At 46.6% G+C, this 23811-nt stretch carries 28 protein-coding genes; 27 read left to right on the forward strand and 1 reads right to left on the reverse strand.

The genetic code is table 11. The features are described 5' to 3' along the window. Positions 1 to 74 precede the first annotated feature (74 nt). The 7 genes from H8705_RS01110 to H8705_RS01140 all read left to right on the forward strand — a co-directional run bounded on the left by H8705_RS01110 (position 75) and on the right by H8705_RS01140 (position 7342). A complete protein-coding gene (locus H8705_RS01110; protein ID WP_262394036.1) occupies positions 75 to 845 on the forward strand; it encodes a FadR/GntR family transcriptional regulator in 771 nt (256 codons plus the stop codon). A 25-nt stretch (positions 846 to 870) separates the two neighbouring features. Further along, positions 871 to 2403 carry an ABC transporter ATP-binding protein gene (locus H8705_RS01115; protein WP_262394037.1) on the forward strand — a complete coding sequence of 511 codons (1533 nt, stop codon included), beginning with the start codon at positions 871 to 873 and terminating at the stop codon, positions 2401 to 2403. Next, positions 2400 to 3509, forward strand: a complete 1110-nt coding sequence (locus H8705_RS01120; protein ID WP_262394038.1) for an ABC transporter permease — start codon at positions 2400 to 2402, stop codon at positions 3507 to 3509. Before H8705_RS01115 ends, H8705_RS01120 begins: the two co-directional genes overlap by 4 nt. A gap of 3 nt (positions 3510 to 3512) precedes the next feature. Next, a complete protein-coding gene (locus tag H8705_RS01125; RefSeq protein ID WP_262394039.1) occupies positions 3513 to 4433 on the forward strand; it encodes an ABC transporter permease in 921 nt (306 codons plus the stop codon). Between the two features lie 60 nt (positions 4434 to 4493). Continuing rightward, positions 4494 to 5555, forward strand: a complete 1062-nt coding sequence (locus tag H8705_RS01130) for a BMP family ABC transporter substrate-binding protein (RefSeq protein ID WP_262394040.1) — start codon at positions 4494 to 4496, stop codon at positions 5553 to 5555. A gap of 74 nt (positions 5556 to 5629) precedes the next feature. Continuing rightward, positions 5630 to 6526, forward strand: a complete 897-nt coding sequence (locus H8705_RS01135) for an NAD-dependent epimerase/dehydratase family protein (RefSeq protein WP_262394041.1) — start codon at positions 5630 to 5632, stop codon at positions 6524 to 6526. Between the two features lie 30 nt (positions 6527 to 6556). After that, complete coding sequence (locus tag H8705_RS01140) at positions 6557 to 7342, forward strand: HpcH/HpaI aldolase family protein (RefSeq protein WP_262394042.1); 786 nt, start codon at positions 6557 to 6559, stop codon at positions 7340 to 7342. A 56-nt stretch (positions 7343 to 7398) separates the two neighbouring features. Here the strand turns inward: H8705_RS01140 and H8705_RS01145 are convergent, their stop codons facing one another. After that, a complete protein-coding gene (locus tag H8705_RS01145; RefSeq protein WP_262394043.1) occupies positions 7399 to 8523 on the reverse strand; it encodes an aldo/keto reductase in 1125 nt (374 codons plus the stop codon). A gap of 120 nt (positions 8524 to 8643) precedes the next feature. On the opposite strand from H8705_RS01145, the gene H8705_RS01150 reads away from it, so the two are divergent. From H8705_RS01150 to argR, 20 genes are all read left to right on the forward strand, one after another. After that, entirely contained in the window at positions 8644 to 9768 is a 1125-nt protein-coding gene (locus tag H8705_RS01150; protein WP_262394044.1) for a THUMP domain-containing class I SAM-dependent RNA methyltransferase, read from the forward strand. 119 nt (positions 9769 to 9887) lie between these two features. Further along, positions 9888 to 10832 carry an ATPase, T2SS/T4P/T4SS family gene (locus H8705_RS01155; protein WP_262394045.1) on the forward strand — a complete coding sequence of 315 codons (945 nt, stop codon included), beginning with the start codon at positions 9888 to 9890 and terminating at the stop codon, positions 10830 to 10832. Beyond that, positions 10829 to 11344, forward strand: coding sequence for a stage III sporulation protein AB (locus H8705_RS01160; RefSeq protein ID WP_262394046.1), 516 nt, complete (start codon positions 10829 to 10831; stop codon positions 11342 to 11344). The genes H8705_RS01155 and H8705_RS01160 overlap by 4 nt, the downstream gene beginning before the upstream one ends. A gap of 14 nt (positions 11345 to 11358) precedes the next feature. Then, positions 11359 to 11556, forward strand: coding sequence for a stage III sporulation protein AC (spoIIIAC, locus tag H8705_RS01165; protein ID WP_262394047.1), 198 nt, complete (start codon positions 11359 to 11361; stop codon positions 11554 to 11556). A 1-nt stretch (position 11557) separates the two neighbouring features. Next, a complete protein-coding gene (locus tag H8705_RS01170; RefSeq protein ID WP_262394048.1) occupies positions 11558 to 11944 on the forward strand; it encodes a SpoIIIAC/SpoIIIAD family protein in 387 nt (128 codons plus the stop codon). Between the two features lie 26 nt (positions 11945 to 11970). Beyond that, positions 11971 to 13176, forward strand: coding sequence for a stage III sporulation protein AE (locus H8705_RS01175; protein WP_262394049.1), 1206 nt, complete (start codon positions 11971 to 11973; stop codon positions 13174 to 13176). A gap of 2 nt (positions 13177 to 13178) precedes the next feature. Then, on the forward strand, positions 13179 to 13664 hold the full coding sequence (locus H8705_RS01180) for a hypothetical protein (protein ID WP_262394050.1): 486 nt from the start codon (positions 13179 to 13181) through the stop codon (positions 13662 to 13664). 4 nt (positions 13665 to 13668) lie between these two features. Next, positions 13669 to 14253 carry a hypothetical protein gene (locus H8705_RS01185; protein WP_262394051.1) on the forward strand — a complete coding sequence of 195 codons (585 nt, stop codon included), beginning with the start codon at positions 13669 to 13671 and terminating at the stop codon, positions 14251 to 14253. A 40-nt stretch (positions 14254 to 14293) separates the two neighbouring features. Continuing rightward, a complete protein-coding gene (locus H8705_RS01190) occupies positions 14294 to 14845 on the forward strand; it encodes a SpoIIIAH-like family protein (protein ID WP_262394052.1) in 552 nt (183 codons plus the stop codon). 190 nt (positions 14846 to 15035) lie between these two features. Then, positions 15036 to 15413 carry an Asp23/Gls24 family envelope stress response protein gene (locus H8705_RS01195; protein ID WP_262394053.1) on the forward strand — a complete coding sequence of 126 codons (378 nt, stop codon included), beginning with the start codon at positions 15036 to 15038 and terminating at the stop codon, positions 15411 to 15413. 63 nt (positions 15414 to 15476) lie between these two features. Continuing rightward, positions 15477 to 15950, forward strand: a complete 474-nt coding sequence (gene nusB / locus H8705_RS01200; protein ID WP_262394054.1) for a transcription antitermination factor NusB — start codon at positions 15477 to 15479, stop codon at positions 15948 to 15950. Between the two features lie 3 nt (positions 15951 to 15953). Then, entirely contained in the window at positions 15954 to 16901 is a 948-nt protein-coding gene (locus H8705_RS01205; protein WP_262394055.1) for a Kae1-like domain-containing protein, read from the forward strand. After that, a complete protein-coding gene (gene xseA / locus H8705_RS01210) occupies positions 16898 to 18121 on the forward strand; it encodes an exodeoxyribonuclease VII large subunit (RefSeq protein WP_262394056.1) in 1224 nt (407 codons plus the stop codon). The genes H8705_RS01205 and xseA overlap by 4 nt, the downstream gene beginning before the upstream one ends. Beyond that, on the forward strand, positions 18118 to 18318 hold the full coding sequence (gene xseB / locus H8705_RS01215) for an exodeoxyribonuclease VII small subunit (RefSeq protein ID WP_262394057.1): 201 nt from the start codon (positions 18118 to 18120) through the stop codon (positions 18316 to 18318). The genes xseA and xseB overlap by 4 nt, the downstream gene beginning before the upstream one ends. After that, positions 18308 to 19195, forward strand: a complete 888-nt coding sequence (locus H8705_RS01220) for a polyprenyl synthetase family protein (protein WP_262394058.1) — start codon at positions 18308 to 18310, stop codon at positions 19193 to 19195. The genes xseB and H8705_RS01220 overlap by 11 nt, the downstream gene beginning before the upstream one ends. A gap of 52 nt (positions 19196 to 19247) precedes the next feature. Beyond that, positions 19248 to 19769: a divergent PAP2 family protein gene (locus H8705_RS01225; protein WP_262394059.1), complete on the forward strand. Its 522-nt coding sequence runs from the start codon at positions 19248 to 19250 to the stop codon at positions 19767 to 19769. A 27-nt stretch (positions 19770 to 19796) separates the two neighbouring features. Further along, positions 19797 to 21653: a 1-deoxy-D-xylulose-5-phosphate synthase gene (gene dxs / locus H8705_RS01230; RefSeq protein ID WP_262394060.1), complete on the forward strand. Its 1857-nt coding sequence runs from the start codon at positions 19797 to 19799 to the stop codon at positions 21651 to 21653. Positions 21654 to 21668: 15 nt separating this feature from the next. Beyond that, complete coding sequence (locus H8705_RS01235; protein WP_262394061.1) at positions 21669 to 22475, forward strand: TlyA family RNA methyltransferase; 807 nt, start codon at positions 21669 to 21671, stop codon at positions 22473 to 22475. A gap of 5 nt (positions 22476 to 22480) precedes the next feature. Further along, positions 22481 to 23332, forward strand: a complete 852-nt coding sequence (locus H8705_RS01240; protein ID WP_262394062.1) for an NAD(+)/NADH kinase — start codon at positions 22481 to 22483, stop codon at positions 23330 to 23332. Between the two features lie 5 nt (positions 23333 to 23337). Continuing rightward, on the forward strand, positions 23338 to 23793 hold the full coding sequence (gene argR, locus H8705_RS01245; RefSeq protein ID WP_262394063.1) for an arginine repressor: 456 nt from the start codon (positions 23338 to 23340) through the stop codon (positions 23791 to 23793). Positions 23794 to 23811: the final 18 nt, after the last annotated feature.

The following is a 23811-nucleotide window of genomic DNA, read 5'->3' on the forward strand; positions in this document are numbered from 1 at the left end:
TGACCTGGAGAATTTTGCGTATGTGATATAATATTCTTCATAAACATCAATACAGACAACTGAGGAGTAAAACTATGCACGAATTAAATTTAAAAGAGATCCAGGAAAGCGGTGTATTTAAAACCAATGCGGAATTGATAAAATTTTTAATCCTTTATTATCTTTCACAAGCAAAAAATGCGGTAGGAAGCTGGATTTTAAACGACCAGCTCAACCGAGTGGGCGTCAAAACCAGTTTGGCTACAGTAGGACGTATTTTAAAGACACTGGATGGGGAAGAATTTACCCTTCAGGAAAATGGGCAAGGACGTGTGATTACTCCTGAAGGAAATCTTTACTTAACCGCCAAGGTGGAGGAAATACGAAAGACAAAGCTTAACAATCAACTGCTTGACTCCGTAAAGATCGCTTCCGTAAAGCAGCTTATGGATCTTTTTCGGGCCCGTATCATTATTGAGACAGAAGTGGTAAAAATGGCGACTCAAGCGGCAGATCAAAAAGATTTACAGTATCTGGAGGAGATTGTGGAAGAGGCTAACGCTAACCTGGATAATATCCCGCTGGTGACCAAACTAAACGCTCAGTTTCATACGGAGATCGCCCGTATAGCGGACAATCAGTTTTTAATTTCCAGCATTAATATCCTGATGGATGAACAGTGGGGGATTGAAACCGATCATCATGAAATGCGGGAAGGTTATAACAATGAAGCTAACGATCATTACCATAAAATGATTTTAGAAGCGATGCAGCAAGGGGATGCGGAGAAAGCGGCAAAAAGGATGCGCAAGCATCTGGAAGCTTTGCGGGATAATGCGTTGAAAGGAATCAGCTTAAGAAGTTAATAAAAAGAAGGGGGGAAAACAGCAGATGGATAAATGTGTACAGATGATTGGAATTACCAAGCGCTTTGGTGATGTAACTGCCAACAGCCAGGTTAATTTTACTTGTAGTCCGGGACACATCCATGGGCTGATAGGAGAAAACGGCGCAGGAAAAACTACGTTGATGAAGATTTTATACGGAATGTACACTCCCGACGAGGGTGAAATACATATAAATGGGGAGCCAGTAAAGCTCACCAGCCCCAAGACGGCTATTAAATACGGAATTGGCATGGTGCATCAGCACTTTACCTTAGTTCCGTCCCTGTCGGTGGTACAGAATATCATCCTGGGACGTCCGCCTAAAAAGACGGGAGATGTCATTGATATGAAGGCTGCCGCCCAGCAGGTAATTCAGATGTCGGAAGCTTATAACCTGAAAGTAGATCCTTACGCTATTGTAGACGATCTTCCGGTGGGCATCCGGCAGCGGGTAGAAATCCTCAAAGCGCTTTATCTTGGCGCGGATATCCTCATCCTTGATGAGCCGACAGCTATTTTAACCCCCCAGGAGATCAATCAGCTTTTTCTCACTCTGACGGAACTGAAAAATAAAGGGAAAAGCATTATTCTGATTACTCATAAGCTGGCGGAAATGATGTCGGTAACTGATGATATTACCATTCTTTGCAATGGTATCGTAACCGGTCATCTGCAAACAGAAAAAACCAACGAAGAAGAAATCGCCCGTATGATGGTGGGCAAGGATACTAAGCTTACTGTGACTAAGCAGGACAATCCTACAGGACAGGTGAAACTCAAGGTAGAGAATCTTAACTATTATAATAAATTTGGCGTAAAGATGCTTAATGATGTTTCTTTTGAGGTAAAAGCGGGAGAAATTGTGGGAATTGCCGGAGTACAGGGAAACGGACAGACGGAACTTATTGATGTAATCTCCGGATTTGAAAGAGATTATGAAGGTACGGTTGTTATTAATGATGCCGTATTTTCTCCCAGCAATGGGGTGGCCCAGAGGCGCAGGCAAGGGCTTTCTCATATTCCCGAAGACCGACAGACCCGGGGCGCGGCATTGGACGCTTCTCTTTTACAAAACTATACTATGTCAAACTTTGAAGGAGAAGGAGAAAAGAAAAAGTATTTTATCAATTGGGGCAAACAGAAAAAGCGAGCGGAAAGATGCCTGAATGATTTCAAAGTAAAGTTTGATAAGGTAGAAATCCCCGCTTATTCACTTTCCGGGGGTAATTTACAAAAATCTATTGTAGCCCGGGAGATGGAGATGGGCCCAAAAGTTCTTATCGCGGCGCAGCCGAGCCGAGGGGTGGATATCGGAGCAACTATCTTTATCCATGAACGGCTGCTGGACAGGCGTGGAGAAGGAACCGCCATTCTGCTGGTTTCTTATGAACTATCGGAGATTATGTCTTTAAGCGACCGGATTTTAGTTATGTATAACGGCCGTATCATCGGCGAAACTACGCCCAAAGAAAGTACAGAGGAAGATATCGGCCTTCTCATGGCAGGACTTCACAACAGCAAGGGGGAAGTACAGTGAATTTCGACTTCAGGCAAAAACCGATTAAAGTAAAAACCGCGTTATTCGCTGTTATGCTGGGACTTCTTGCAGGCGCGGTCCTTATTCTGTTTACCGGAAATAATCCGTTGGTGATTTATGGATATATGTTTAAAGGCGCTTTCGGAAGCGCGTCCTCTATCGCTTCCACACTTCGTTGGGCGACTCCACTTCTTTATGCGGGACTTGCGGCTACGATCGCTTTCCGGGGAGGAATGTTCAACTTCGGTGTAGAGGGGCAGCTGTATGTAGGCGCATTGGCCGCCGCGCTGGTAGGTATTTACGGCGCAGGGCTTCCTAAAATTATCCATATATTAGCCTGTATGCTGGCGGCGATGGCAGCGGGGCTGGTATGGGCGATTTTGCCGGCGATCATTCGAGTAAAGCTGGGAGGAAACGAAGCAATCCCAGCCATGATGCTCAATTATGTTGCGATGAATCTTTGTGATTTTTTAGTACAGCGTTTTTTTCTTCCGGAAAACACTTTTGGCCAGACAATGGCAACTGCAAATGTGGCGGAGCAGGTAAAATTGGCGAAGATTATTCCGCCTTATACGGTGACCTACGGATTTGTAATTGCTTTTGTACTCATTGTAGTGGCCCATTTTATGCTCAAATATACCAAAGCTGGATACCGCATCTCCATGACGGGGATGAACTCGGAGTTTGCCCAGTACGGCGGTGTAGATGTAAATGGCGTGCGGGTGAAAGTTATGCTTCTCAGCGGAGCGGTAGCTGGACTTTGCGGCGCCGTCGAAGTAATGGGCGTTACTTGGCGGTATGAATCCGGATTTTCTCCCGATTTCGGTATTGAGGGAATCCTAGCTTCCCTTTTAGGCGGCAACGAACCCTTCGGACTGCTGATCGGCGCGCTGTTTATGGGAGCGGTAAAAGCCGGTTCCCTGGTGGTAGAACGAAGCGCCGGTATCCCAAGAGCGCTGGCGGAAGTTATCAAGGCTCTGATTATTTGCTTTGTATCCGCAAGACTGCTTTCGGAATATCTGGGAATGGATCGATTGGAAAAATGGCTGAAGGGGAAACTGAAAAGAACCGCCCCGGCAGGCGCCAACCAAGTAAAGGAGGGTTAGGTCATGGTAAATACGTGGATTATAGCGATTTTGCGTTTATCCGCCCCCATCCTTTTGTGCGCAGTAGGGTCGCTGTTTTGCGACCGGGCGGGGGTAACCAACATCTCCCTGGAAGGTACGATGCTCTTAGCAGCGTTTATGGGCGTGTTCGGCAGTTATTACAGCGGAAGTTGGATTATTGGAATTTTATGCGCAGTAGCGGCGGGAGTATTGGCTTCCTTGTTCTTTGCCTTGATTACCTTAAAATTTGGGGGCGCGGAGTTAGTCGTCGGCTTTACAATGAATGTTCTGTTGGATGGGCTGACAGTATTTATGCTCCGGTCGATCTTTAAAGTATCCGGCTCCCTCGTATCGGAAAAGGTAATCGGCGTACCGTCTTTTACAATTCCCGGACTTACCAAAATTCCGGTTATCGGAGGTTTTGTAACCGATTTAAATATTTTAGTAGTACTGGCGTTTATCAGCGTATTCTTAGCGCATTTTATTTTTAAACGCACCCATTTAGGATTGAAGGTACTTTCCAGCGGAGAAAATCCTCAGGCAGCCGCTACAGTAGGGATCAATGTATATGGAATTCGGCTTCTGGCGCTGGTAATAACAGGCGTTCTATGCGGACTTGCCGGCGCGCAGCTTTCTTTGGGATATTTATCCATGTTTACAGAAGGAATGACCGCCGGACGAGGATTTATCGCCTTGGTAGCAGTGATGTTCGCAAGAGGAAGTTCCATGAGAGTACTGTTGGTAACCTTGCTTTTTGGGGCGGCGGAGATGATGTCAAACTATCTTCAGTTATTCCAGTATTCGTCCTATCTGATTTTGATGATTCCATATCTCTGTGTAATCCTTCTCACTCTGCTTCAGTTGATCCTGGAACAGCAGGGAAAAAAGAAGAGAATGATAAGTGCCCGGGAAAAAACAGCGTAAGGTTTTTATTTGAGGAGCAACCTCAAATTAAAAAATATATAACTTACAGGAGGAAAGAAAATGAAAAAGTTCTTATCAATCTTACTGGCTGCAGTATTGGTTTGCACCCTGGCGGCCTGTGGCGGGGAAACACCGGCCCCATCCAGTGCCGACGCTCCGGCTTCCGACGCTCCGGCGGATGAATCTGCGGCTCCCGCAGATGATGCGGCCGCAAGCGACATGAATATGTCCGCAGCGTTTGTCACTGTACAGCCGTTAGGAGATCCGACGATTGATCTTTGTTACGCGGGATTTACTAAGGCGGTAGAAGAATTCGGATTTGAAAAAACCACAGTAGTAGAAGCAAAAGCCGGAGAATATGAGGAAAACTTCCGCGCTTTGTGTGAGGAAGGATACGGCCTGATCATTGCCAATATGCCGGAACTGCAGGAAGCGGTAGGGCGTGTTGCGCCTGATTACCCAGATACCAAATTTATGATTGCTTTAGGTGAGGCCGCTGGCGATAACGTAATCAGCACTTGGAATATTGAACAATACGGCACTTATATTACCGGCGTATACGCTGGTCTTATGACCAAAACAAATAAAGTAGCCTTCCTGGGCGGCGTTGACAATGACCAGTTAGGACGCGTAGGCGGCGGCTTTATTGATGGCGTAAAAGCTTCCAACCCGGATTGTGAAGTAGAAGTTCTGTTTGTAGGCTCCTTTACCGATCCTACCAAAGGCAAGGAAATGGCTTCTCTGCTTTATAATGAGGGCTGCGATATTATCTTCCAGGCCTGCGCTCAATCCGGACTGGGCGTGTTTGAAATCGCAAAAGAACTGGGCGAAGGACACAATATCATCGGTATCGATGTAGACCAGAACGGCAACATCCCTGGACAGGTAATCGGTTCCTTCGTTACCCCGTATGATCAGTGGGTATATGAAGCTATGAAAGAATATGCCGAAGGCAAATTTGAAGGCAGAGTAATCTATCGCAGTGTTGCGGAAGGTACCACCCTGAAAATGGCCACCGATTATATCGATGTTCCTCAGGAAGTAATCGATGCGGTGGACGAAGCGACCCAGAAGGTTCTCAACGGAGAAGTAGAGCCTTCCGATACGATTAAAAAGGCGTAATATTACGAATAGAGGAGAGGCGCTCTCATACATAGAAAGCGCCTCTCACACTACCTGCACAGGAGGAAATGGATATGAGTACGGTAATGTTAATTGGCTGTACAGGGCTGATCGGCTCTGCGCTTACCCGGCGGATGCTGGAAGCGGGGTATCGGGTAATCGGATATTCCAGGGGCGATGTGAAAATAGAACACCCGAATTTTATTTCATGCCGGGGCGAATTATCAGAATTAAGCACCATGGTACGTATTATGCAGCGGTACCAGGTGGATACTGTAATACATAACGCGGCGCTGTCTCACCCCAAAATGGCACAGGATAATCCATATAAGATGTTCCAGATTAACCTGGTAGGGGTAATTAACTCCATAGAAGCAGCGAGTATTTCCAAAGTTAAACGATATCTTTTCTCCAGCGCGGCAGGGGTTTACGGAAACAATATTTCTGATCCGATTTATGAGACGGCGCCGCTTCAATCAGAGTGCGCGTACGACTCTGCAAAAATTGCGGCGGAAGAAGTGGTAAAAAACTACGGCCTGGAATGCGCTGTCCTTCGAATCGGTTTTGTATATGGACCGGGACGGGTGCATGAATGTCCGATTGCTATGTTGGTACGGGAAGTACAGGCGACTGGAAAGGCCAATTGGCCATCCGGACGGGATCAGTATTTGGATTTTATTCATATTGACGATACAGTAGATGGATTTATAGGGGCGATTGCAGCTCCGAAACTCAATTATAAAATTTATAATTTAGGAGGAGGACGGCTCACCCCATACCAGGATGTAATTAAAATTGTAAATAAGCTCTATCCGCAGGCGCAAATTTCTGTAGGACCTGGCGGGTTAGGGTATGACGATATCGGACGCATGGACAACAGCCGTGCGCTGGAGGACTTTGGCTATGCCCCTAAAGTTTCCTTGGAACAGGGAATAGAAGGGTATGCCCAGTGGCTGAAAACACAAGAATAGCCCTGTTTTCAAACAAAGGAGATACCACCCATGAATGAACAGCTGATCATATCATTTAAACAAAAGCTTTTAAAAGGACAGGCGGTTTTCGGCCCATTTATGAAAACCTGTGATCCTGCATTTGCGGAAGCCGCTGGCTATGCGGGGATGGACTTTGCGATTTTAGATATGGAACATGGACCGATAAGCGTTCAGGAAATGCAGAACAATATCCGAGCTGCTCAGATCGCCGGTATTTTGCCGGTAGTACGGGTGCCTGCAGTCACGGAAGAAGCCATCGGAAAAGCGCTGGATATCGGAGCTGCCGCAGTAGAAATTCCCCAGATTTCCTCGGCCAAACAGGCCATGCAGGCAGTACAACTGGCCAAATTTTATCCCCAGGGGCAACGAGGCGTGTGCCGGTTTGTACGGGCGGCCCATTATTCCGCGCAACCGAAGGAAGAATACTTTGGCGCGGCCAATAAAAGTATGATTATCATCCAGCTGGAAGGCCAGGAAGCAATTGACAATTTAGAAGAGATATTGGCTGTCCCTGGAATTGATATTGTATTTATCGGGCCATACGACTTGTCTCAAAGCCTGGGACTGCCGGGACAAACGACCCATCCGGCGGTGATCGGCCAGATGGAGGCTATTGTGAAAAAATCCAGGGAAAAAGGAATTGTCGTAGGAACATTTACGGATTCGTATGAATCTATGCGTATGTGGGTAGAAGCGGGGGTACAATATATTTCCTATTCTGTGGATGTAGGAATATTTTACGAGGCCTGCGCCTGGCTGGTGCGTCAATTCAATGAAGTTTCAAAGTCTTTTTAATACCTTTTTCATATTTTCATAGAAAAAGAAGCGCCCCATAATGCGGGGCGCTTCTTTTATTTATTATGGTATGCTTCCATCTTTTCATAAATTTCTTGTAGGCGTTTGATAATCGGAAGATGCTGGGTACACTTTCGTTCACAGGCGCCGCATTTTAAGCAGGAGCCCGCTAACGTATGGGGAATGTCCCAAAGGTTTACCAGTTGGTTATCCATGGCCGAAACATCATTTCCGTTGATCATATATTGGTTGTAGGTATCCATGAACTTAGAAACGGGGATCCCTGCCGGACAGCCTTTACAGTAATCGCACAGGGTGCACATACTGTTAAAATGGGAAGTCAGATGCTTTTTAATGTTATCCAACTGATCCGCCGTTACCGGCCGAAGATTTTCGATGGCGTTTACTGCCTGATCCACTTCTTCTTTGCAGCTGACTCCCGCGAGCACCACATTTATTTCCGGATGGGAAGCATTAAAGCGGATGGCGGCCTTCGCCACCGTGTCGTCAGCAGCTTCTTTTAAAAATGAGAAAAATTCCGGGTTGCGCGGGATCAGCCCTCCCCCCAGGGGATTCATAGTGATTACGCCGATCCCTAGCCGCTTAGCCGCCGCCAAGCCCTCTTGCCGGTAGATAAAGTTAGTGGCGTTATAATTGAGCAGGACCCCTTCAAAATAACCAGTTTCCAGCATCTTTTCAATATCCTTTCCGCTGGCGTGGGTAGAGATATTGATATGTTTAATCAGGCCCCTCTCTTTGGCTTTCATCATAGCCTTGAGCATTCCCATTTTTTCATACCGGACAAACATATCAAAATCCAAAACGCACCACAGGTGGAAAAAATCGATGTAATCTACCCCCAGGCGTTTGATGCTATTTTCAATAGAACGCAGCATATCGTCCTGCGTTTTTTCTCCTGTATTCTCCGGGGACGCTTTAGAAGTAATATAAATTTTGCTTCGGTCCATCTGAGAAATTGCCCGTTTGAAAATATCCAGGCTATGATCCCCGCAGTAAAGGGGAGCGCTGTCAAAATAATTAATTCCACGACGGTACGCATGCAGTACTACATCCGCGCATTTATCCAGATCGTTTTCATATTCTTCTTTGCGAAACCGCATTCCTCCACATCCAATGAGGGAAGTTTTTTCACCGGTATGTCCAAATTCCTTATAAATCATTTTCTCGCCGTCCTTCCGCTTGAAATCCTCTGTTTTTATTATATTTGAAATGTGCTATAATAACAATAGATTTCTTAAAATATACGAGGACGGCTATCCTTGGAGAGGATGTCATATTTCATGGAGAAAATAGTTACAATCGCTTGTCCCTGCCTGTTCGGGCTGGAGAGTGTGTTATCTTTTGAAGTAAAAAAACTGGGAGGAGAAAATGTTGTTGTCACCGATGGAAAAGTGACCTTTGACGGGCCGCTGGAAATGGTGGCAAAAGCGAACATTTGGCTTCGCACCGCAGAGAGGGTATGCCTTGTGCTGGGGAGTTTTCCCGCCCGGAGCTTTACGGAACTGTTTGATCAAACAGCCCAGCTGCCTTGGGAAGAATATATCGGGAGGGAAGACGCCTTCCCAGTAAAGGGATGGTCGCTGAACTCGCAGCTGCACAGCGTTCCCGACTGCCAGCGGATTATTAAAAGGGCGGTAGTGCGCCGCTTTGAGAAAGTTTACGGACAAACCTTTTTTGCAGAAACGGGGTGCGTATACCAGATTCAATTTTCTATTCATAAGGACCAGGCGGTTTTGATGCTGGATACGTCCGGAGCGCCCCTGCACAAACGAGGATATCGGGCTAACTCCAATGAAGCGCCCATCAAGGAAACTCTGGCCGCCGGCATGGCGGACCTGGCCCGGGTGCACAGTGACAGCATTGTATATGATCCTTTGTGCGGCTCTGGTACGCTGGTAATCGAAGCGGCGCTCAAGGCGCTGAATATCGCGCCGGGGATTCGCCGGAGGTTTGCTGCTCAGCAATGGAAAGTATTTTCTGACGGAACTTTTGAACGGGTACGCAGGGAGGCGGTAAGCATGGTGCGCAAAGACGCGCCTTTTAGAGGATATGCCAGCGACATCGATCCCCAGTCGGTAAAACTTACCATCGAAAACGCCGCTAAAGCGGGGGTAGCTTCCCGTATTCGGGTAGATGAAAAGGATGTGGCGCACTTTGCCCCTAGGGATTCCCAAGAAAGAGCCATTGTCCTTACCAATCCTCCTTACGGGGAACGCTTGTTGGAGATACGGCAGGCGGAAGAAATTTACCGGATGATGGGAGAAAATATAGGGACCTGCGACAATCTCAACTGTTATATTATCAGCCCCCATGAAGAATTTGAAAAACTTTATGGAAAGACGGCCAATAAACGCAGAAAACTGTATAACGGTATGATTAAATGCCAGTTATTTATGTATTATTAAAAATCAGAAAAAATAAAGAGCGCTCGGAATGAAAAATTCCGAGCGCTTTTTTCTGTTCTAAAAGGGGACGGGCCTTCATAAAATAGGCTATAGAAAAGTTTACTTTAGGACGTGAGAAAATGATAAAAGACAATCGATTTTTGCAGGCGGCGGGCGCGCTTAGCGACCGGATAACATATATTCTTTCCCGTATTCCTTTGGATACGCAGGAGAAGATCAGCGAAGTTCGTCTGCGTATCGGCGGACCTCTGTCGGTGGTATGCGGGACAAGGTCTCTTTTTGTGGAAGAGAGGGGAGGCGTGAGCGGCCATCCCACAAGCGGCAGCGTTATGATTGACAGACGGGATATGCAGGATTGTTTTATCGGACTGTGCGGGTTTGCAGTACATAGCCACCAAAAGGAACTGACCAGTGGATACATCTCCATCAAAGGCGGACATCGGGCGGGAATATGCGCTACAGCGGTAGTGGAAAACGACAGACTTTCCACTGTAAGGGATATCACCTCGATTAATCTGCGTATTGCCCGGGAGATCCGTGGAGCGGCGGACGGCCTAGTAGCCGGATGTTTTTCGGACAAACCTGCAGGGGTGCTTTTGGCAGGAGCCCCCTCCAGTGGAAAAACCACTATTTTAAGAGATCTTTCCCGTCAGTTGGCCGGAGGGGCCAATGGAAATTATTTTAAAGTGTGCGTTGTAGATGAAAGCTCGGAGATTGGCGGAGCTTGCGCCGGGGTTATTCAAAACGACCTGGGAATTACCAGCGACCTTCTTTCCGGCTATCCTAAAGACCGGGGACTTCAAATCGCGGTGCGGTATCTTTCACCGCAGATTATTATCTGTGACGAGATCGCTAACCAAAGCGAAATTGAAGCGGTTGCCGCCGCCGCCAACTGCGGAGTGGCGGTAGTGACCTCGGTTCATGCGGGAAGTATAGAAGAGCTTCTGTTGCGGCCTCAGACAAAACCTCTGTTGGCAAGCGGAGCGTTTGAGTATGTTGTGCAGCTGCAGGGGGCGCAGTCTCCCTGCTGTATTCAGGAGATAAAACAGGTGAGAGAGCTATGACGGGAATGATGAAAATTACAGGTATGATATTAATTGCCGCCTGTACCACAGGAATAGGAATTTCGATGGCCCAGGAACTTTCGGAAAAAGTGCATAAGCTGGAAACGGTGATCGCCGCTCTTTGTACCATAGCAGATCAACTCTCTTACAGTCTGGCTCCCCTGGATGAAATTGTAGGAGACCTAGTAAAAAGAGGTTCTTTCTCCCAGCTGTTTTTTTTACAGTCCTGTCAGGAATTTTGTATTAGCGGACTGCCGTTTCCTACTGCCTGGCGTAAGGCTGTGGAAGAAAACAGGGATCAGCTGGAAGAGGAGGATAAAGGGGTGCTGGCTGGGCTGGCGGACACACTGGGACAATATGACGTAGGCGGACAGCTGACCAGGATAGAACATACAAAATCCTTATTACAGCTTCGGCTGAATGAAGCCAGGGAAAAATGTACCACCCACTCAAAACTATACCGGACGCTTGGTATTTTGGCGGGAGCGTTTTTTATCATTATATTCATATGAGGAGGACGTTTTAAATGGAAGTAGATCTGATCTTTAAAATAGCCGGTATTGGGATTATTGTGGCGGTGCTTAATCAAGTTTTAATTCGTTCGGGAAGGGATGATCAGGCGATGATGACCACCTTAGCGGGATTAATTGTAGCTCTTATGCTGGTCATCTCCCAGATAAACACGTTGTTTGAAACGGTAAAATCCGTTTTTGGGCTTTATTGAAATGGATATGCTTACAGTGACCGGGCTCGCCGTAATTGCGGTAGCCTTTTCCATCATTTTCAAAAAAACAAATCCGGAATATTCCCTGATGCTTTCCTTAATCACGGGGATCATTATTATTTCCATGATTATTGTCTGTGCGGTGCCGCTGTTTGAAAAAATACAGCAGATGCTCAATGCAACCGGAACCCAGGCGGAATATGTAAGTATCTTGTTTAAATGTCTTGGGATCTGTTTTCTTACTCAGATCGCCTGCGACGGATGCAGGGATTTGGGGGAAAGCGCCATTGCTTCCAAGGTGGAAACGGCGGGGAAGATTGCGGTGCTGATGGTGAGTTTACCTTTGTTTGAACGAATATTGGATATTGCGGGCAGCCTGATTGGCTGAGCCAAAGGAAGTAGATAACAGGTGATATGGTGAAACGAGTTTTTTTGATTTTGGGAAATTTGTTCCTGCTCTGCTTGCTGGCAGCACCGGTATATGCCCAGGAAATAGAGCCGCCGGATATGCCGCAGGAGCCGCTGCCTGCGGTGTACGAAGCAGTGGAATATGATCCAGAAAGCGATCTCTTTGAAAATCAGTTGGCGGCTTCCGGCGCGAGGGAGCTATTGGACAACCTGCCAAACGATGCCCAGGAGCTAATGAACGGGGCGGGAATTACCGATATCGATTATCAGCAGCTTTTAAGCCTTTCCCCCGGAGAATTTTTCAAGCAGGTATGGCAAATGGCGATGCAAAGGATCAAACTGCCTTTGACAGTGTTTTGTTCGGTATTGGGAACCATACTGCTGTGCGCTCTGCTGGACAGCCTGAAAACCGCCTTATGGGAAGGAACGATATCTTCGGTATTCTCTGCGGTGGCAGTGGTGTGTGTGGCCGGATCAATTACGGCTCCTATCGTGGATTGTATTACCTATACTGTACGCTCCATCCATGACTGCTCCAATTTTATCCTGACGTTTATTCCGGTTTTTTCTTCTGTGGTTACCGTAAGCGGACAGCCGGTAACCGCAACCACTTACACGGCTTTTCTTTTTGCCGCCTGTCAGGTTGTGTCACAGATAGTAGGCAATACTCTAGTGCCCCTTATGGGGATTTATCTTGCCTTTTGTATTGCTGGGAGCCTATCCAGCGGCATTCAGGTGACTGCCGTAGCCAAAGCGATCAAGTCCATTGTAAGCTGGACCCTGGGGCTTCTGCTTACATTGTTTGTGGGATTGATGTCTTTGCAGACCATGGTAGCTTCCGGAAGCGATACGGTAGCGGCAAAAGCCGCTAAGTTCTTGATTGGAAGCTTTGTTCCGGTGGTAGGAGGCGCGCTTTCTGACGCTTTTGCGGCCACTCAGGGATATTTAAGGCTGCTTCGTACAACTGTGGGCGCCTTTGGAATTATTGTGGCCCTGATGACGTTTTTACCGGTATTTTTACAAACGGTAATATGGTATTTTACCGTTAATATCACCGGCGCGGTCAGCGATATGCTGGGCATACGGCAGGTAGGGGACATTTTAAAAAGCGCCGGAACAACTCTGGGAATTTTAATGGCGGTCATCTTAAGTTTTGCCATGCTGGTGATTATTGCCACTTCTATTGTATTAATGACCGGGACAGGGGTGTGATTATGGATAGTATCCGGCAATGGGCCTTTGGGGTATGCGCCGCGGCGATTGCTTGTGGGATTACCCAGTTGATTTTACCCAAATCTTCCATGCAAAGAATGTTTACTATTACCTGCAGCGTATTTTTTCTTTCTTGTCTGGCGGCGCCGGTGATGTTAGGACCGATTACCTTGGACATCCAAGACGATTATCAGATTCAGATGGAAATTCAGGAAAGGACGCAAAGACTTCACTTTGCAGTAGAAGAAGATTATCATCAAACCGCTACGGAAAGTATTCGCAAAGCGGCAGCGCAAATTCTGGAAGAAATGGGAATAGATTATAACAAAATTTACATAAACATTAATACTCAAGGACAAAATGGCATATCTATTAGTGAGTGTGAAATTGAACTTAATGAAAAATACTTCCCGCAGCATGACCAGATCCGGCAAAAATTAATGGATACGCTGGGAGTGAACGTGCTGATCGGATATGTAAAGGAGTGACCACATGGATGCGAAAAAAAGACTCACAGAAAGCAAACGATCATTACTTGCCTTGTTTAAAACCAGGCGGACGAATATTATTCTTTGCCTCGGGATAGGCGGGATTATTTTGATTATGCTTTCTGTGCTGCTGCCGTCTGGATTTGCCACGACAAAGAAAAATCCCGATGTAGGCGTGTCGGTCACCTCAGAAGAATACGCTTCCCAGATGGAAGACAAACTGACAGGAATCATAGGGAAAATTGAGGGCGTAGGAAAATGTGAGGTTATGGTCACATTAGAAAGCGGCGTAGAATATATTTACGCGGTGGAAGAGACAATGAATATCAATGAGACGAATAATTTTGAAGGGGAAGAAGTAAAAAAACAATCCCAGCAGAATAATATCCAGCAAAAATACATAGTAGTAGATGCAGGGAGTGGAAAAAAAGAGGCTCTGTTAAAAACGGAAAAACCTCCAGCGATCCAAGGGGTTGTGGTGGTATGCGAGGGGGCGGGAAGCGCCGTCGTACAGGAAAGGGTTACCCAAGCGATCACTACCGCCCTGGGAATTTCCTACGGCAAAGTATGCGTTACAAAAATAAGTTAATATTAAGCCAGCTATTATACAATTTGAGGAGGAAACCTGTATGAATATGATTATCGGTAAAAAACAAATTATTTTAGCGTCGCTGATTGTCGGTCTCGGTATTGCCGTATATGTAAATTATCAGTTTGCGCAGGCGGATGGGGATCTGACCGCCACTAACGCTTTGGGAGAAGAAAAAAGTTATGGAGACGCCCAGTTGGTAGACGCGCAAGGCAATACGATTGACGCTTCCGATGGGGAAGCCTATTTTGCAGAAGCAAAATTAACCCGGGAACGTTCCCGCGACGAGGCGGTAGAAACCTTAGCTCAGATGATGCAAGAAGCGGATGTGGATCCGGATATTAAAGCGGAGATGTCTTTGAAAGCGGTAGAACTGGCAAAATCCATAGAAACCGAAGGGAAAATTGAAAATCTTATTAAAGCCAAAGGCTTTGACGAATGTATGGTATACTACGATACAGAAAATGTAGATGTGGTAGTAAAAACTGAAGGAGAAGGGCTGGGTACCGACCAGGTTGCGCAGATGAAAGATATTATCATTAAAGAAACAAGTATTCCGGTAGAAAACATTTCTATCGTAGAGATCAATTAAATTTTAAAATGAAAAAGCCTGCCGAAGGGCAGGCTTTTTTCTGTTAAGTTTATATTAATTCGTGTGTATATAAGGTTGTATATTCGGAAAATTATGTTATAATATACAGTGTATTATTTTGTTTGTTTGGATTTATAAGCGGGAAGAAAGGGCGTTTATGCCCACTAGTGATAATAAAGGAGAATAGGCTATGCAGAATGTAGAAAGCTCCCAGCCAATCGGCAACCTGAAAATTTCACGGGATGTTATTGCAACTATCGCAAAATTTGCTACGCTGGAGATTGAAGGGGTAGCGTCTTTAGCGTCGTTTGCCACCAATATTAAGGGATGGCTGCTGAAAAAACAAACTGCCAAACCCATTGTAATTGAACTTTCTGACGATATTGCGGTTATCGATATTCATGTGAATATCAAATCTGGGATCAATATCCCCTGCGTTGCCCAGAAAATTCAGATTGCGGTAAAAGAAGCGGTTCAGAATATGACCGGTATTGCGGTTTCCAGAGTAAATGTTGATATTGCGGGGATTGTTTTTGATGAACCGGAAACTGTGGTGCAGGAAGAATAATTAATTCATACCCTCCCCGTATTCGGGAGGGTATTGTTTTAATACGAGTTAAGGTGTGGGAAAATGAAACATATGAAAAGAAGTGAAGCCAGGGAACAGGCGTTTATCCTTGTGTTTGAGAGGTCGTTCAAGGATGAAACCATTGATGAAATCATTGAAGAAGCGCAGATCGGCCGCAATTTGGAGGTGGATCCTTACGCCAGGCAGCTGGCGTCTGGGGTGTCTGATCATATGCCTTGGCTGGACGAAACAATCAGTACTTATTCAAAAAAATGGAAGCTCAATCGTATGTCCCGCGTGGCGTTGTCCATTCTGCGTATGAGTCTTTGGGAAATTGACCATGTGGATACGGTTCCGGTAGGCGCCTCGATCAATGAAGCGGTGGAACTGGCTAAAAAGTACGGAAATGAAGACGACTTTTCCTTTGTCAATGGAGTCCTAGGCGCTTATGTGCGGGCGAAAGCGCCGCTACAGGAAGAAAACTTACCTGAGATGGAACAGACGGAGGATAAAAAAATTTTTTCCGAGGAAGAATAAAAGATGGCTCGTTTTCTTGGCATTGATACCAGTAATTATACTACTTCCACAGCGATTTATGATACCCGGACCCATTGCGTATTCCAGCAAAAGCAGCTGCTGCAAGTCAAAGAAAGCTCCCTTGGCCTTCGCCAAAGCGACGCTGTGTTTTCCCATGTTAAACAGCTGGGGGATCTGCTGTGCGAATTGCTGGAAAGGCAGGGTTCCCAATTGGACGGGGTGGGAGTTTCCATTCGCCCCAGGGATGTGCAAGGTTCCTATATGCCCTGCTTTTTGGTAGGAGAACTGGTTGCCCGCAGTGTGGCTGCGGCCAAAGAAATACCGGTTTATTTTTTCTCCCATCAGGCGGGACACATTATGGCGGCTTTGTACAGCGCGCAGCGGCTGGACCTGATAAACGAAACCTTTGTGGCGTTTCATCTTTCCGGCGGTACCACGGAGTGCCTGCTGGTTACGCCAAATAAAGAGGGCGTATTTTCTGTACAGCTTCTTGCCAAGTCGATGGATTTAAAAGCCGGCCAAGTGGTGGACCGGACGGGAAAATTGCTGGGTCTGCCTTTTCCAGCGGGAAAAGAGCTGGAAACGCTTGCCTTAAAAAGTGAAAAAATTTATAAAATTCATCCTACCTTTAAAGGGAAGGACTGCTGTCTTTCCGGCTTGGAGAACCAGTGTCAAAAATTGCTGGCCCAGGGAGAAGCGAAAGAAGAGATTGCCGCTTACTGTATCCAGTATCTTTTGGCAGTAGTGGAGAGGATGACAAAAAATATAAAAGAAGAGCTGGGGGATCTGCCGATTGTTTATTCCGGCGGGGTTATGTCAAACAGCATGATCCGTCAAAAGATCACGGAAAAATATGGAGGCTATTTTGCCCAGCCGCAGTTTTCTTCGGATAACGCCGCCGGTGTCGCGGTGTTGGCTTCGGTGCAGAGAAAGGGCGGGACAGAAGAATGAAAGGTTTGGGTATTGTAACTGTCAGCCAGCTCAACCGATATGCGAAATCCCTGTTGGAAGGGGATCAAATTCTTTCCGGGTTGATGGTAAAAGCAGAAATATCCAATTTTGTGCGCCACTATAAATCCGGGCATATGTATTTTACCTTAAAAGATGATTTTGCCGCCATTAAGGCGGTAATGTTCCGCGGTTATGCAGAATATATAAAGTTTACGCCAGAAAATGGTATGTCGGTGATTGTCACCGGTTCGGTATCTCTTTACGAACGGGATGGTTCCTATCAGTTTTACGTTACCGATATGCAGCCGGAAGGGCTGGGCTCGCTTCAATTGGCATTGGAACAGCTCAAAGAAAAGCTTTCCAAGGAAGGGCTCTTTTCCCAGGAGCGCAAACGCCCATTGCCGCATTATCCGGAGACCATTGGCATTATTACTTCCGAAGGGGCGGCGGCCCTTCAGGATATACTAAATATTTTAAGCCGCAGATATCCGGCGGCAAAAGTGCTCTTGTATCCTGCTTTGGTGCAGGGCGCCAAAGCGGCGCAAACATTGATTGACGGTCTTTACTGTTTTAATAAGCAAAAACTCTGCGATGTTATTATCCTTGGCCGGGGCGGCGGTTCGCTGGAAGATTTATGGGCCTTTAATGATGAAAATCTGGCCCGGGCCATCGCCGCCAGTGAAATCCCGGTGATTTCTGCCGTGGGACACGAAACGGATGTTACTATTGCCGATCTGGCGGCGGATGTAAGAGCGCCTACTCCTTCTGCGGCGGCGGAATTAGTGGCCCCCAATCTTTCAGACGTGCGCTATTATTTGGACGAGCTGCACCGCAAATGCGCCTCTGGCCTTTTAAGCGTAGTGGACAGATGGCAGCAGCGCCTGGATTTGGTGAAAGCCCAGTCCCGCCTTACTAGTCCTATGCGCCGAGTGCAGGAATATTCCCGGCAAGTGGAATATCTGTCCCAGAATATCCGGGAGCAGATGGAACGAAAGCTGGAGCATACTCAGACGACGCTGCGTTACCTGACACGTATGACGGAAAGCGTAAGCCCTGTGCGCTTGCTGGAACGGGGCTACTCGGTAGCCAGCATAGAAAATAAAACGGTAACCTCTATCTCCCAGATAAAACCAAGGGACTTAATGATAACGCAGGTAAAAGATGGACAAATTATCTCACAGGTCCTAGAGTGCAGAAAGAACGAGGAGCAGACGATATGAAACAGCAGACGTTAGAAACCGCTATTCAGCGGCTAGAAGAGATTACAGCTCAAATGAACGACAGCGAATTAACCGTGGATCAATCGATCACCTTATATACGGAAGCGGTAAAATTAATTGAATTTTCGGAGAAAAAATTGGCGGATGCCAAACTGAAAGTGGAAAAACTTTCGGTGGGAGTACAAAATGAGGAATGACAGCTATCAGACGAAATTAGAAGAATATGCGAGGCTGACGGAAAAAGCCTTGGAGGAAAAAACCACTTGGGGCGCCTGCAGGCAGCGCCAGGTTCTGGATGCCATTCGTTACAGTCTGCTGGGAGGAGGAAAACGGCTGCGTGCGGCGATGGTGCTGGAATTTGGCCGGCTTTGCGGCGCGCCTGTTCCGGCGGCCCTGGATTTGGCATGCGCGGTGGAGATGGTTCATGCCTATTCGTTAATTCACGACGATCTTCCTTGCATGGACAATGATGATTACCGCAGAGGAAAACCCTCTTGCCATAAAAAATTTGGAGAAAGTACGGCCCTTCTCGCAGGGGATGGGCTTTTAACCTTAGCGTTTGAGACGATTTTCAGTTCCCGGGTGCTTACCAGCCAGCAAAAAAATGACGCTGCGGGAATTTTGGCGCAGGCGTCGGGGATATTTGGTATGATCGGCGGTCAGGTAATCGATTTGGAAAGTGAAGGTCAAAAAATTGATATGGACGCTTTGAATACCTTGTATGCCTTGAAAACAGGGGCGCTTTTAAGATGCGCGGCCCTGCTCGGGTGCATAGCCGGCGCGCCGGAGCCGGAATTTTTGGAAGCTTCTCAGATATACGCGAGAAAATGCGGATTGGCATTTCAGATTACCGATGATATCCTGGATGTGATGGGAGAAGAGGAAAAGCTGGGAAAACCAATTGGAAGTGACCGGGAAAACAAAAAGACCACTTATGTAACCCTGCTGGGATTAGAGGGTGCGAAGCAGAGCGCCCGGCAGCAGATAGAACAGGCAAAAGAGAGTGTGAAGGAGTTTGAGGAGAATGGCTTTCTTTTATGGGTAGCGGATATGATCTTAACTAGAGATCATTAACTGCCGTCATGTTAGGGAGAATGAAAGGAAAAGGAAATTGGGGGGGCAGTTTATGAATGTGTGGGAGATAATTACAAGTAATTACATCATAAATATCGGTTTTTTATCCTGGTTTTTGGCCCAGCTGTTAAAAACGTTATTTTCTTATATGAAAAATAAACGGTTTGATTGGGAGCGTCTTGTGGGTGCGGGTGGAATGCCCAGCTCCCATTCTTCGCTGGTATGTTCTATAGCAGTTGGGATGGCAAAAACAATGGGGTATTCCTCTCCGGAATTTGCTCTTTCCCTGGCCCTTGCGGGAATTGTCATGTACGATGCTATGGGAGTGCGCCGGGCAGCGGGGGAACAGGCGAAGGTGCTTAATAAGATGGTAATCGATTTTAAATCTACTTTTCTTGTGTTAAAACGGGAATTTGAGATTGCCACAAGCAAGGAAAAGTTCACCCAGGAAGAAATTCAGGCCCATGAAGCAGAAAGCAAAGAATTAAAGGAGTATCTTGGACATACCCCCTTGGAAGTGCTGTGCGGAGCGATTTTAGGCATTGCTATCGCGGTTATTGTTCCGGTAAATTAATTTTCCCTACTCAAAAGAGGTGTAAGATTGGCAAAGTATAATCTGTTAAATAAGATAAATTCTTCGAAGGATGTAAAAAAGCTTTCCCTGCAGCAGCAGGAAATCCTTTGTTGGGAGATCAGACAAAAGTTAATACATACAGTATCCAAAAATGGGGGCCATTTGGCGTCCAATTTAGGGGTAGTGGAATTGACGGTTGCGCTGCATACAGTATTTGATCTGCCCAAAGACCAGATTGTATGGGACGTGGGGCACCAGTGTTATACCCATAAGCTGCTCACCGCGCGCAGAGAACAATTTTCTACCCTACGGCAGGAAAATGGAATTTCCGGTTATCCCCGCCAGCAGGAAAGCCCTTGCGATTCGTTTATTGCAGGTCATGCCAGCACATCGGTTTCTGCGGCTTATGGACTTGCAAAAGCAAAATCCCTGACAGGGGATGAGCATCATGTGATCGCGGTAGTGGGGGACGGCGCCTGTACTGGCGGAATGATATACGAAGCTTTTAATAATGCTGGGCGGAGCGATGAAAATCTGATTGTTATTATTAATGATAACGATATGTCCATTTCTAAAAGCGTAGGATCGCTGGCGCGGTATTTGGCTAAAAAAAGAGCGTCCACGGGATATATTCACTTGAAAGATAAAGTGGAAGAAACGGTAAAAAAGGTACCGGTGGTCGGCGGAAGCCTGCGCAATATTATTTCCGATTCTAAGGCGATGTTCCGTCAGGCTATTTATCACAGCAACTTCTTTGAGGATTTTGGTTTTGATTATTTGGGACCGGTAGACGGGCACAGTCTGAAAGATTTGATCCCGGTACTGCACCGGGCGAAAGAATTAAAAAAGCCTGTGGTTGTCCATGTATATACGGTAAAGGGAAAAGGATATATTTATGCGGAGCAAAACCCTTCTAAATATCATGGAATAGGCGCTTTTGATAAAAAGACGGGGGAATGCCTTCCTTCCCAGGATAGCTTCTCTTCTGTTTTTGGGGAGACCCTTACAAAACTGGCGAGAAAAGATAAAAAAATCTGTGCTATTACCGCTGCGATGCAGCAAGGCACCGGCTTGGTTCCTTTTGTCAAAGAGTTTTCTGGAAAAGGACGATTTTTTGATGTAGGCATCGCGGAAGAACATGCGGTCACCTTTGCAAGCGGGCTGGCGGCCAATGGAATATTACCGGTTTTCGCCGTATACTCTACTTTTTTGCAAAGAGGGTATGACCAGCTGATTCATGACGCTTCAATCGAGCGGCAGCATATTGTGCTGGCGGTAGATCGGGCGGGGATTGTAGGGGACGATGGGGAAACCCATCAGGGGATGTTTGACGCGGCGTTTCTATCCTCGATTCCGAATACTACAGTTTATTCCCCCTCCAACTACGGGGAGCTGCGAAGCTGCCTTAGCCGGGCGATTTATGAGGACCAGGGGGTATGTGCGGTTCGTTATCCCAGGGGATCCCAGGGAGAGACCGGCGATCCTGCGGAGTTTGATTTGGATTATATCCATCGTAAAGACGGCGGCCAGACTTTGCTGATTACCTATGGGCGGGAATACGATCAGGCGGTGCAGGCCCAATGGATATTGCAGCAGCAGGGAAAAAAAGTGGATATTCTTAAATTGATTAAAATTTCTCCTTTGCCTGCGGAGTGTATTGCTCTGGCGAAAAAGTATCGTAATATTTTCTTTTTGGAAGAAGGAGTGAAGCGCGGAGGCATTGGGGAATATTTTCTTTCCGGCCTGGCGCAGCTCCACTACCGGGGAAACTTTGAAATTTGCGGGATTGAACAGCCGTTTATCCCTCCTATGACAATTACTGCCGCTTTAAAGCGGTGTGGATTGGACGCTCAGTCCATAGCAGATCGGATATTGGAACTTTAACTGACAGGTGATGGGATGAAAAATAGATTGGATATCCTGCTGGTGGAAAAAGGCTTTTTTCCCAGCCGGGAAAAAGCCAAAGCGGTTATTATGGCAGGGCAGGTGTATGTAGACAACCAAAAAGCGGATAAGCCGGGAATGGCTGTGGATTCCAATGCGGATATTCAGGTCCGGGGGGACACGCTGAAGTATGTCAGCCGGGGAGGGCTGAAGCTGGAAAAAGCGATGCAGGTGTTTCCCATCTCCTTGCGGGATAAAATCTGCATGGACATCGGCGCCTCCACCGGCGGATTTACCGATTGTATGCTGCAAAACGGTGCGGTTAAGGTGTATGCTGTGGATGTAGGCTACGGACAGTTGGCATGGAACCTTCGCAACGATGCGCGGGTGGTCAACTTGGAAAGAACCAATATCCGTTACGTAACCAAAGAACAGGTTCCTCTGCCGATTGATTTTATCAGCGTGGACGTATCATTTATCTCATTAAAGCTGGTACTTCCGGTAGCGGCTTTGCTGTTAAAAGAAGAAGGGGAAGCGGTTTGTCTGGTAAAACCCCAGTTTGAAGCCGGCCGGGAAAAGGTCGGGAAAAAAGGGGTGGTTCGAGACAAAAATACTCATATAGAGGTTTTAAAAAATGCGATGGGCTATGCGAGGGATAACGGATTTTCTGTGCAGGGCCTGACGTTTTCCCCGGTAAAGGGGCCGGAGGGAAACATTGAATATTTAATGTTTCTTAAAAAAGGCCCTGGGGAGGAATATACACAAATACAAAATCAGGCGGTTGTTGAACTAGTGGATAAATCTCATATAGATTTGGAGTAGAGGCTATGAACATAAAATCTGTACTTCTTATGCCTAACCTGACCAAAGAGAATATTCATCTGTTGATGGAAAAGATTATTGACACCCTCAAAGCTTCTGGATGCGAGGTATGTTTGGACCTGCGTTATAAAGAAGAGTTCGGCGGGTGTGTGTACGGTGAGTTTGAACAGCTTGTGGGTCAATGCGACGCGGTTGTGACGGTAGGCGGAGACGGTACGATTTTACATAGTGCGAAGCATGCATTGATGCATGATAAGCCTATTTTAGGGGTGAACGCCGGCCGACTTGGATATCTAGCGCAGGTGGAGGCCAATGAGATTAGCTGTCTATCCTGCCTTATAAAAGGAGATTTTTTTCTTCAGCGACGGATGCTGTTGGAAATGACTGTAGAAGGACGAGAGGACATCTGGTATGCGTTAAACGATGTGGTGATTTCCAAAGCGGATATGGCGCGCCTGGCGGACATAAGCATTACCGGGAACGGACATAATATAGGCAGTTACCGGGCGGACGGGATTATTTTTGCGACGCCCACCGGCTCTACCGCTTATTCCCTTTCTGCCGGCGGGCCCATTGTGGATCCTTCCATTGAAACGATTATTTTAACGCCGATCTGTCCCCACTCGCTGTATGACCGTTCCATTTTGTTGTCCCCGGATATGGAACTTTCCATAAAAAGTCATTTTATTAATAATTCCGATAAAGTAACAGTTAGCGTGGATGGTGAAGGGGTCGTTTCTTTGGATGAAAATAAGCGCCTGCTTGTCCGCAAATCAAAAAAATATGTGAAATTTATCACATTTGCGCATAAAACTTTTAACAGCATTTTAAGTCAAAAATTAACTATGAGGGGGTAGCTGCGATGAAAGCTCGACGCCATGCCAAAATTCTTGAATTGATTAATTCCCGTCCGATTGACACACAAGATGAACTGTTAAACCTGCTCAATGAAAATGGTTTTTCTGTGACGCAGGCCACCATTTCCCGCGATATTAAAGAATTACGACTGGTAAAAACATTGACCTCCGATGGTAAATATCATTATACGACGAATACGGGCTCCCCGAAAGGAGAGATTTCCAATAAATTTTTGTTGATTTTCGCGGAATCTGTAAAAGAGATTGATTCCGCAGGGAATATACTGGTAATCAAATGCTATACCGGAATGGCAAATGCTGTGTGTGCGGCGCTGGATACCATGCATTGGGGCGGTGTAGTGGGTACTTTAGCGGGGGACGATACTATTTTTATGGTGATGCGGGATGACCATAATGCTCGTGAACTTGTGATGCAGCTTAGAAAAATTATGGCTGTTTAAATTATGGACCAATTGCGG

This window comes from Youxingia wuxianensis, from assembly GCF_014385085.1.
Lineage (GTDB): Bacteria > Bacillota > Clostridia > Oscillospirales > Ruminococcaceae > Youxingia > Youxingia wuxianensis.

Bases quoted from the DNA above. Each gene is read 5' to 3' on its own strand.
- H8705_RS01145 (WP_262394043.1), bottom strand. From the start codon at position 8,523: ATGATTTATAAGGAATTTGGACATACCGGTGAAAAAACTTCCCTCATT.
- H8705_RS01115 (WP_262394037.1), top strand. From the start codon at position 871: ATGGATAAATGTGTACAGATGATTGGAATTACCAAGCGCTTTGGTGAT.
- H8705_RS01180 (WP_262394050.1), top strand. From the start codon at position 13,179: ATGGATAGTATCCGGCAATGGGCCTTTGGGGTATGCGCCGCGGCGATT.
- H8705_RS01195 (WP_262394053.1), top strand. From the start codon at position 15,036: ATGCAGAATGTAGAAAGCTCCCAGCCAATCGGCAACCTGAAAATTTCA.
- H8705_RS01185 (WP_262394051.1), top strand. From the start codon at position 13,669: ATGGATGCGAAAAAAAGACTCACAGAAAGCAAACGATCATTACTTGCC.
- H8705_RS01125 (WP_262394039.1), top strand. From the start codon at position 3,513: ATGGTAAATACGTGGATTATAGCGATTTTGCGTTTATCCGCCCCCATC.
- H8705_RS01225 (WP_262394059.1), top strand. From the start codon at position 19,248: ATGAATGTGTGGGAGATAATTACAAGTAATTACATCATAAATATCGGT.
- H8705_RS01150 (WP_262394044.1), top strand. From the start codon at position 8,644: ATGGAGAAAATAGTTACAATCGCTTGTCCCTGCCTGTTCGGGCTGGAG.
- H8705_RS01135 (WP_262394041.1), top strand. From the start codon at position 5,630: ATGAGTACGGTAATGTTAATTGGCTGTACAGGGCTGATCGGCTCTGCG.
- H8705_RS01170 (WP_262394048.1), top strand. From the start codon at position 11,558: ATGGATATGCTTACAGTGACCGGGCTCGCCGTAATTGCGGTAGCCTTT.
- xseB (WP_262394057.1), top strand. From the start codon at position 18,118: ATGAAACAGCAGACGTTAGAAACCGCTATTCAGCGGCTAGAAGAGATT.
- H8705_RS01155 (WP_262394045.1), top strand. From the start codon at position 9,888: ATGATAAAAGACAATCGATTTTTGCAGGCGGCGGGCGCGCTTAGCGAC.
- xseA (WP_262394056.1), top strand. From the start codon at position 16,898: ATGAAAGGTTTGGGTATTGTAACTGTCAGCCAGCTCAACCGATATGCG.
- H8705_RS01240 (WP_262394062.1), top strand. From the start codon at position 22,481: ATGAACATAAAATCTGTACTTCTTATGCCTAACCTGACCAAAGAGAAT.
- H8705_RS01130 (WP_262394040.1), top strand. From the start codon at position 4,494: ATGAAAAAGTTCTTATCAATCTTACTGGCTGCAGTATTGGTTTGCACC.
- H8705_RS01220 (WP_262394058.1), top strand. From the start codon at position 18,308: ATGAGGAATGACAGCTATCAGACGAAATTAGAAGAATATGCGAGGCTG.
- argR (WP_262394063.1), top strand. From the start codon at position 23,338: ATGAAAGCTCGACGCCATGCCAAAATTCTTGAATTGATTAATTCCCGT.
- spoIIIAC (WP_262394047.1), top strand. From the start codon at position 11,359: ATGGAAGTAGATCTGATCTTTAAAATAGCCGGTATTGGGATTATTGTG.
- H8705_RS01235 (WP_262394061.1), top strand. From the start codon at position 21,669: ATGAAAAATAGATTGGATATCCTGCTGGTGGAAAAAGGCTTTTTTCCC.
- nusB (WP_262394054.1), top strand. From the start codon at position 15,477: ATGAAACATATGAAAAGAAGTGAAGCCAGGGAACAGGCGTTTATCCTT.
- H8705_RS01190 (WP_262394052.1), top strand. From the start codon at position 14,294: ATGAATATGATTATCGGTAAAAAACAAATTATTTTAGCGTCGCTGATT.
- H8705_RS01110 (WP_262394036.1), top strand. From the start codon at position 75: ATGCACGAATTAAATTTAAAAGAGATCCAGGAAAGCGGTGTATTTAAA.
- H8705_RS01175 (WP_262394049.1), top strand. From the start codon at position 11,971: ATGGTGAAACGAGTTTTTTTGATTTTGGGAAATTTGTTCCTGCTCTGC.
- H8705_RS01160 (WP_262394046.1), top strand. From the start codon at position 10,829: ATGACGGGAATGATGAAAATTACAGGTATGATATTAATTGCCGCCTGT.
- H8705_RS01140 (WP_262394042.1), top strand. From the start codon at position 6,557: ATGAATGAACAGCTGATCATATCATTTAAACAAAAGCTTTTAAAAGGA.
- H8705_RS01205 (WP_262394055.1), top strand. From the start codon at position 15,954: ATGGCTCGTTTTCTTGGCATTGATACCAGTAATTATACTACTTCCACA.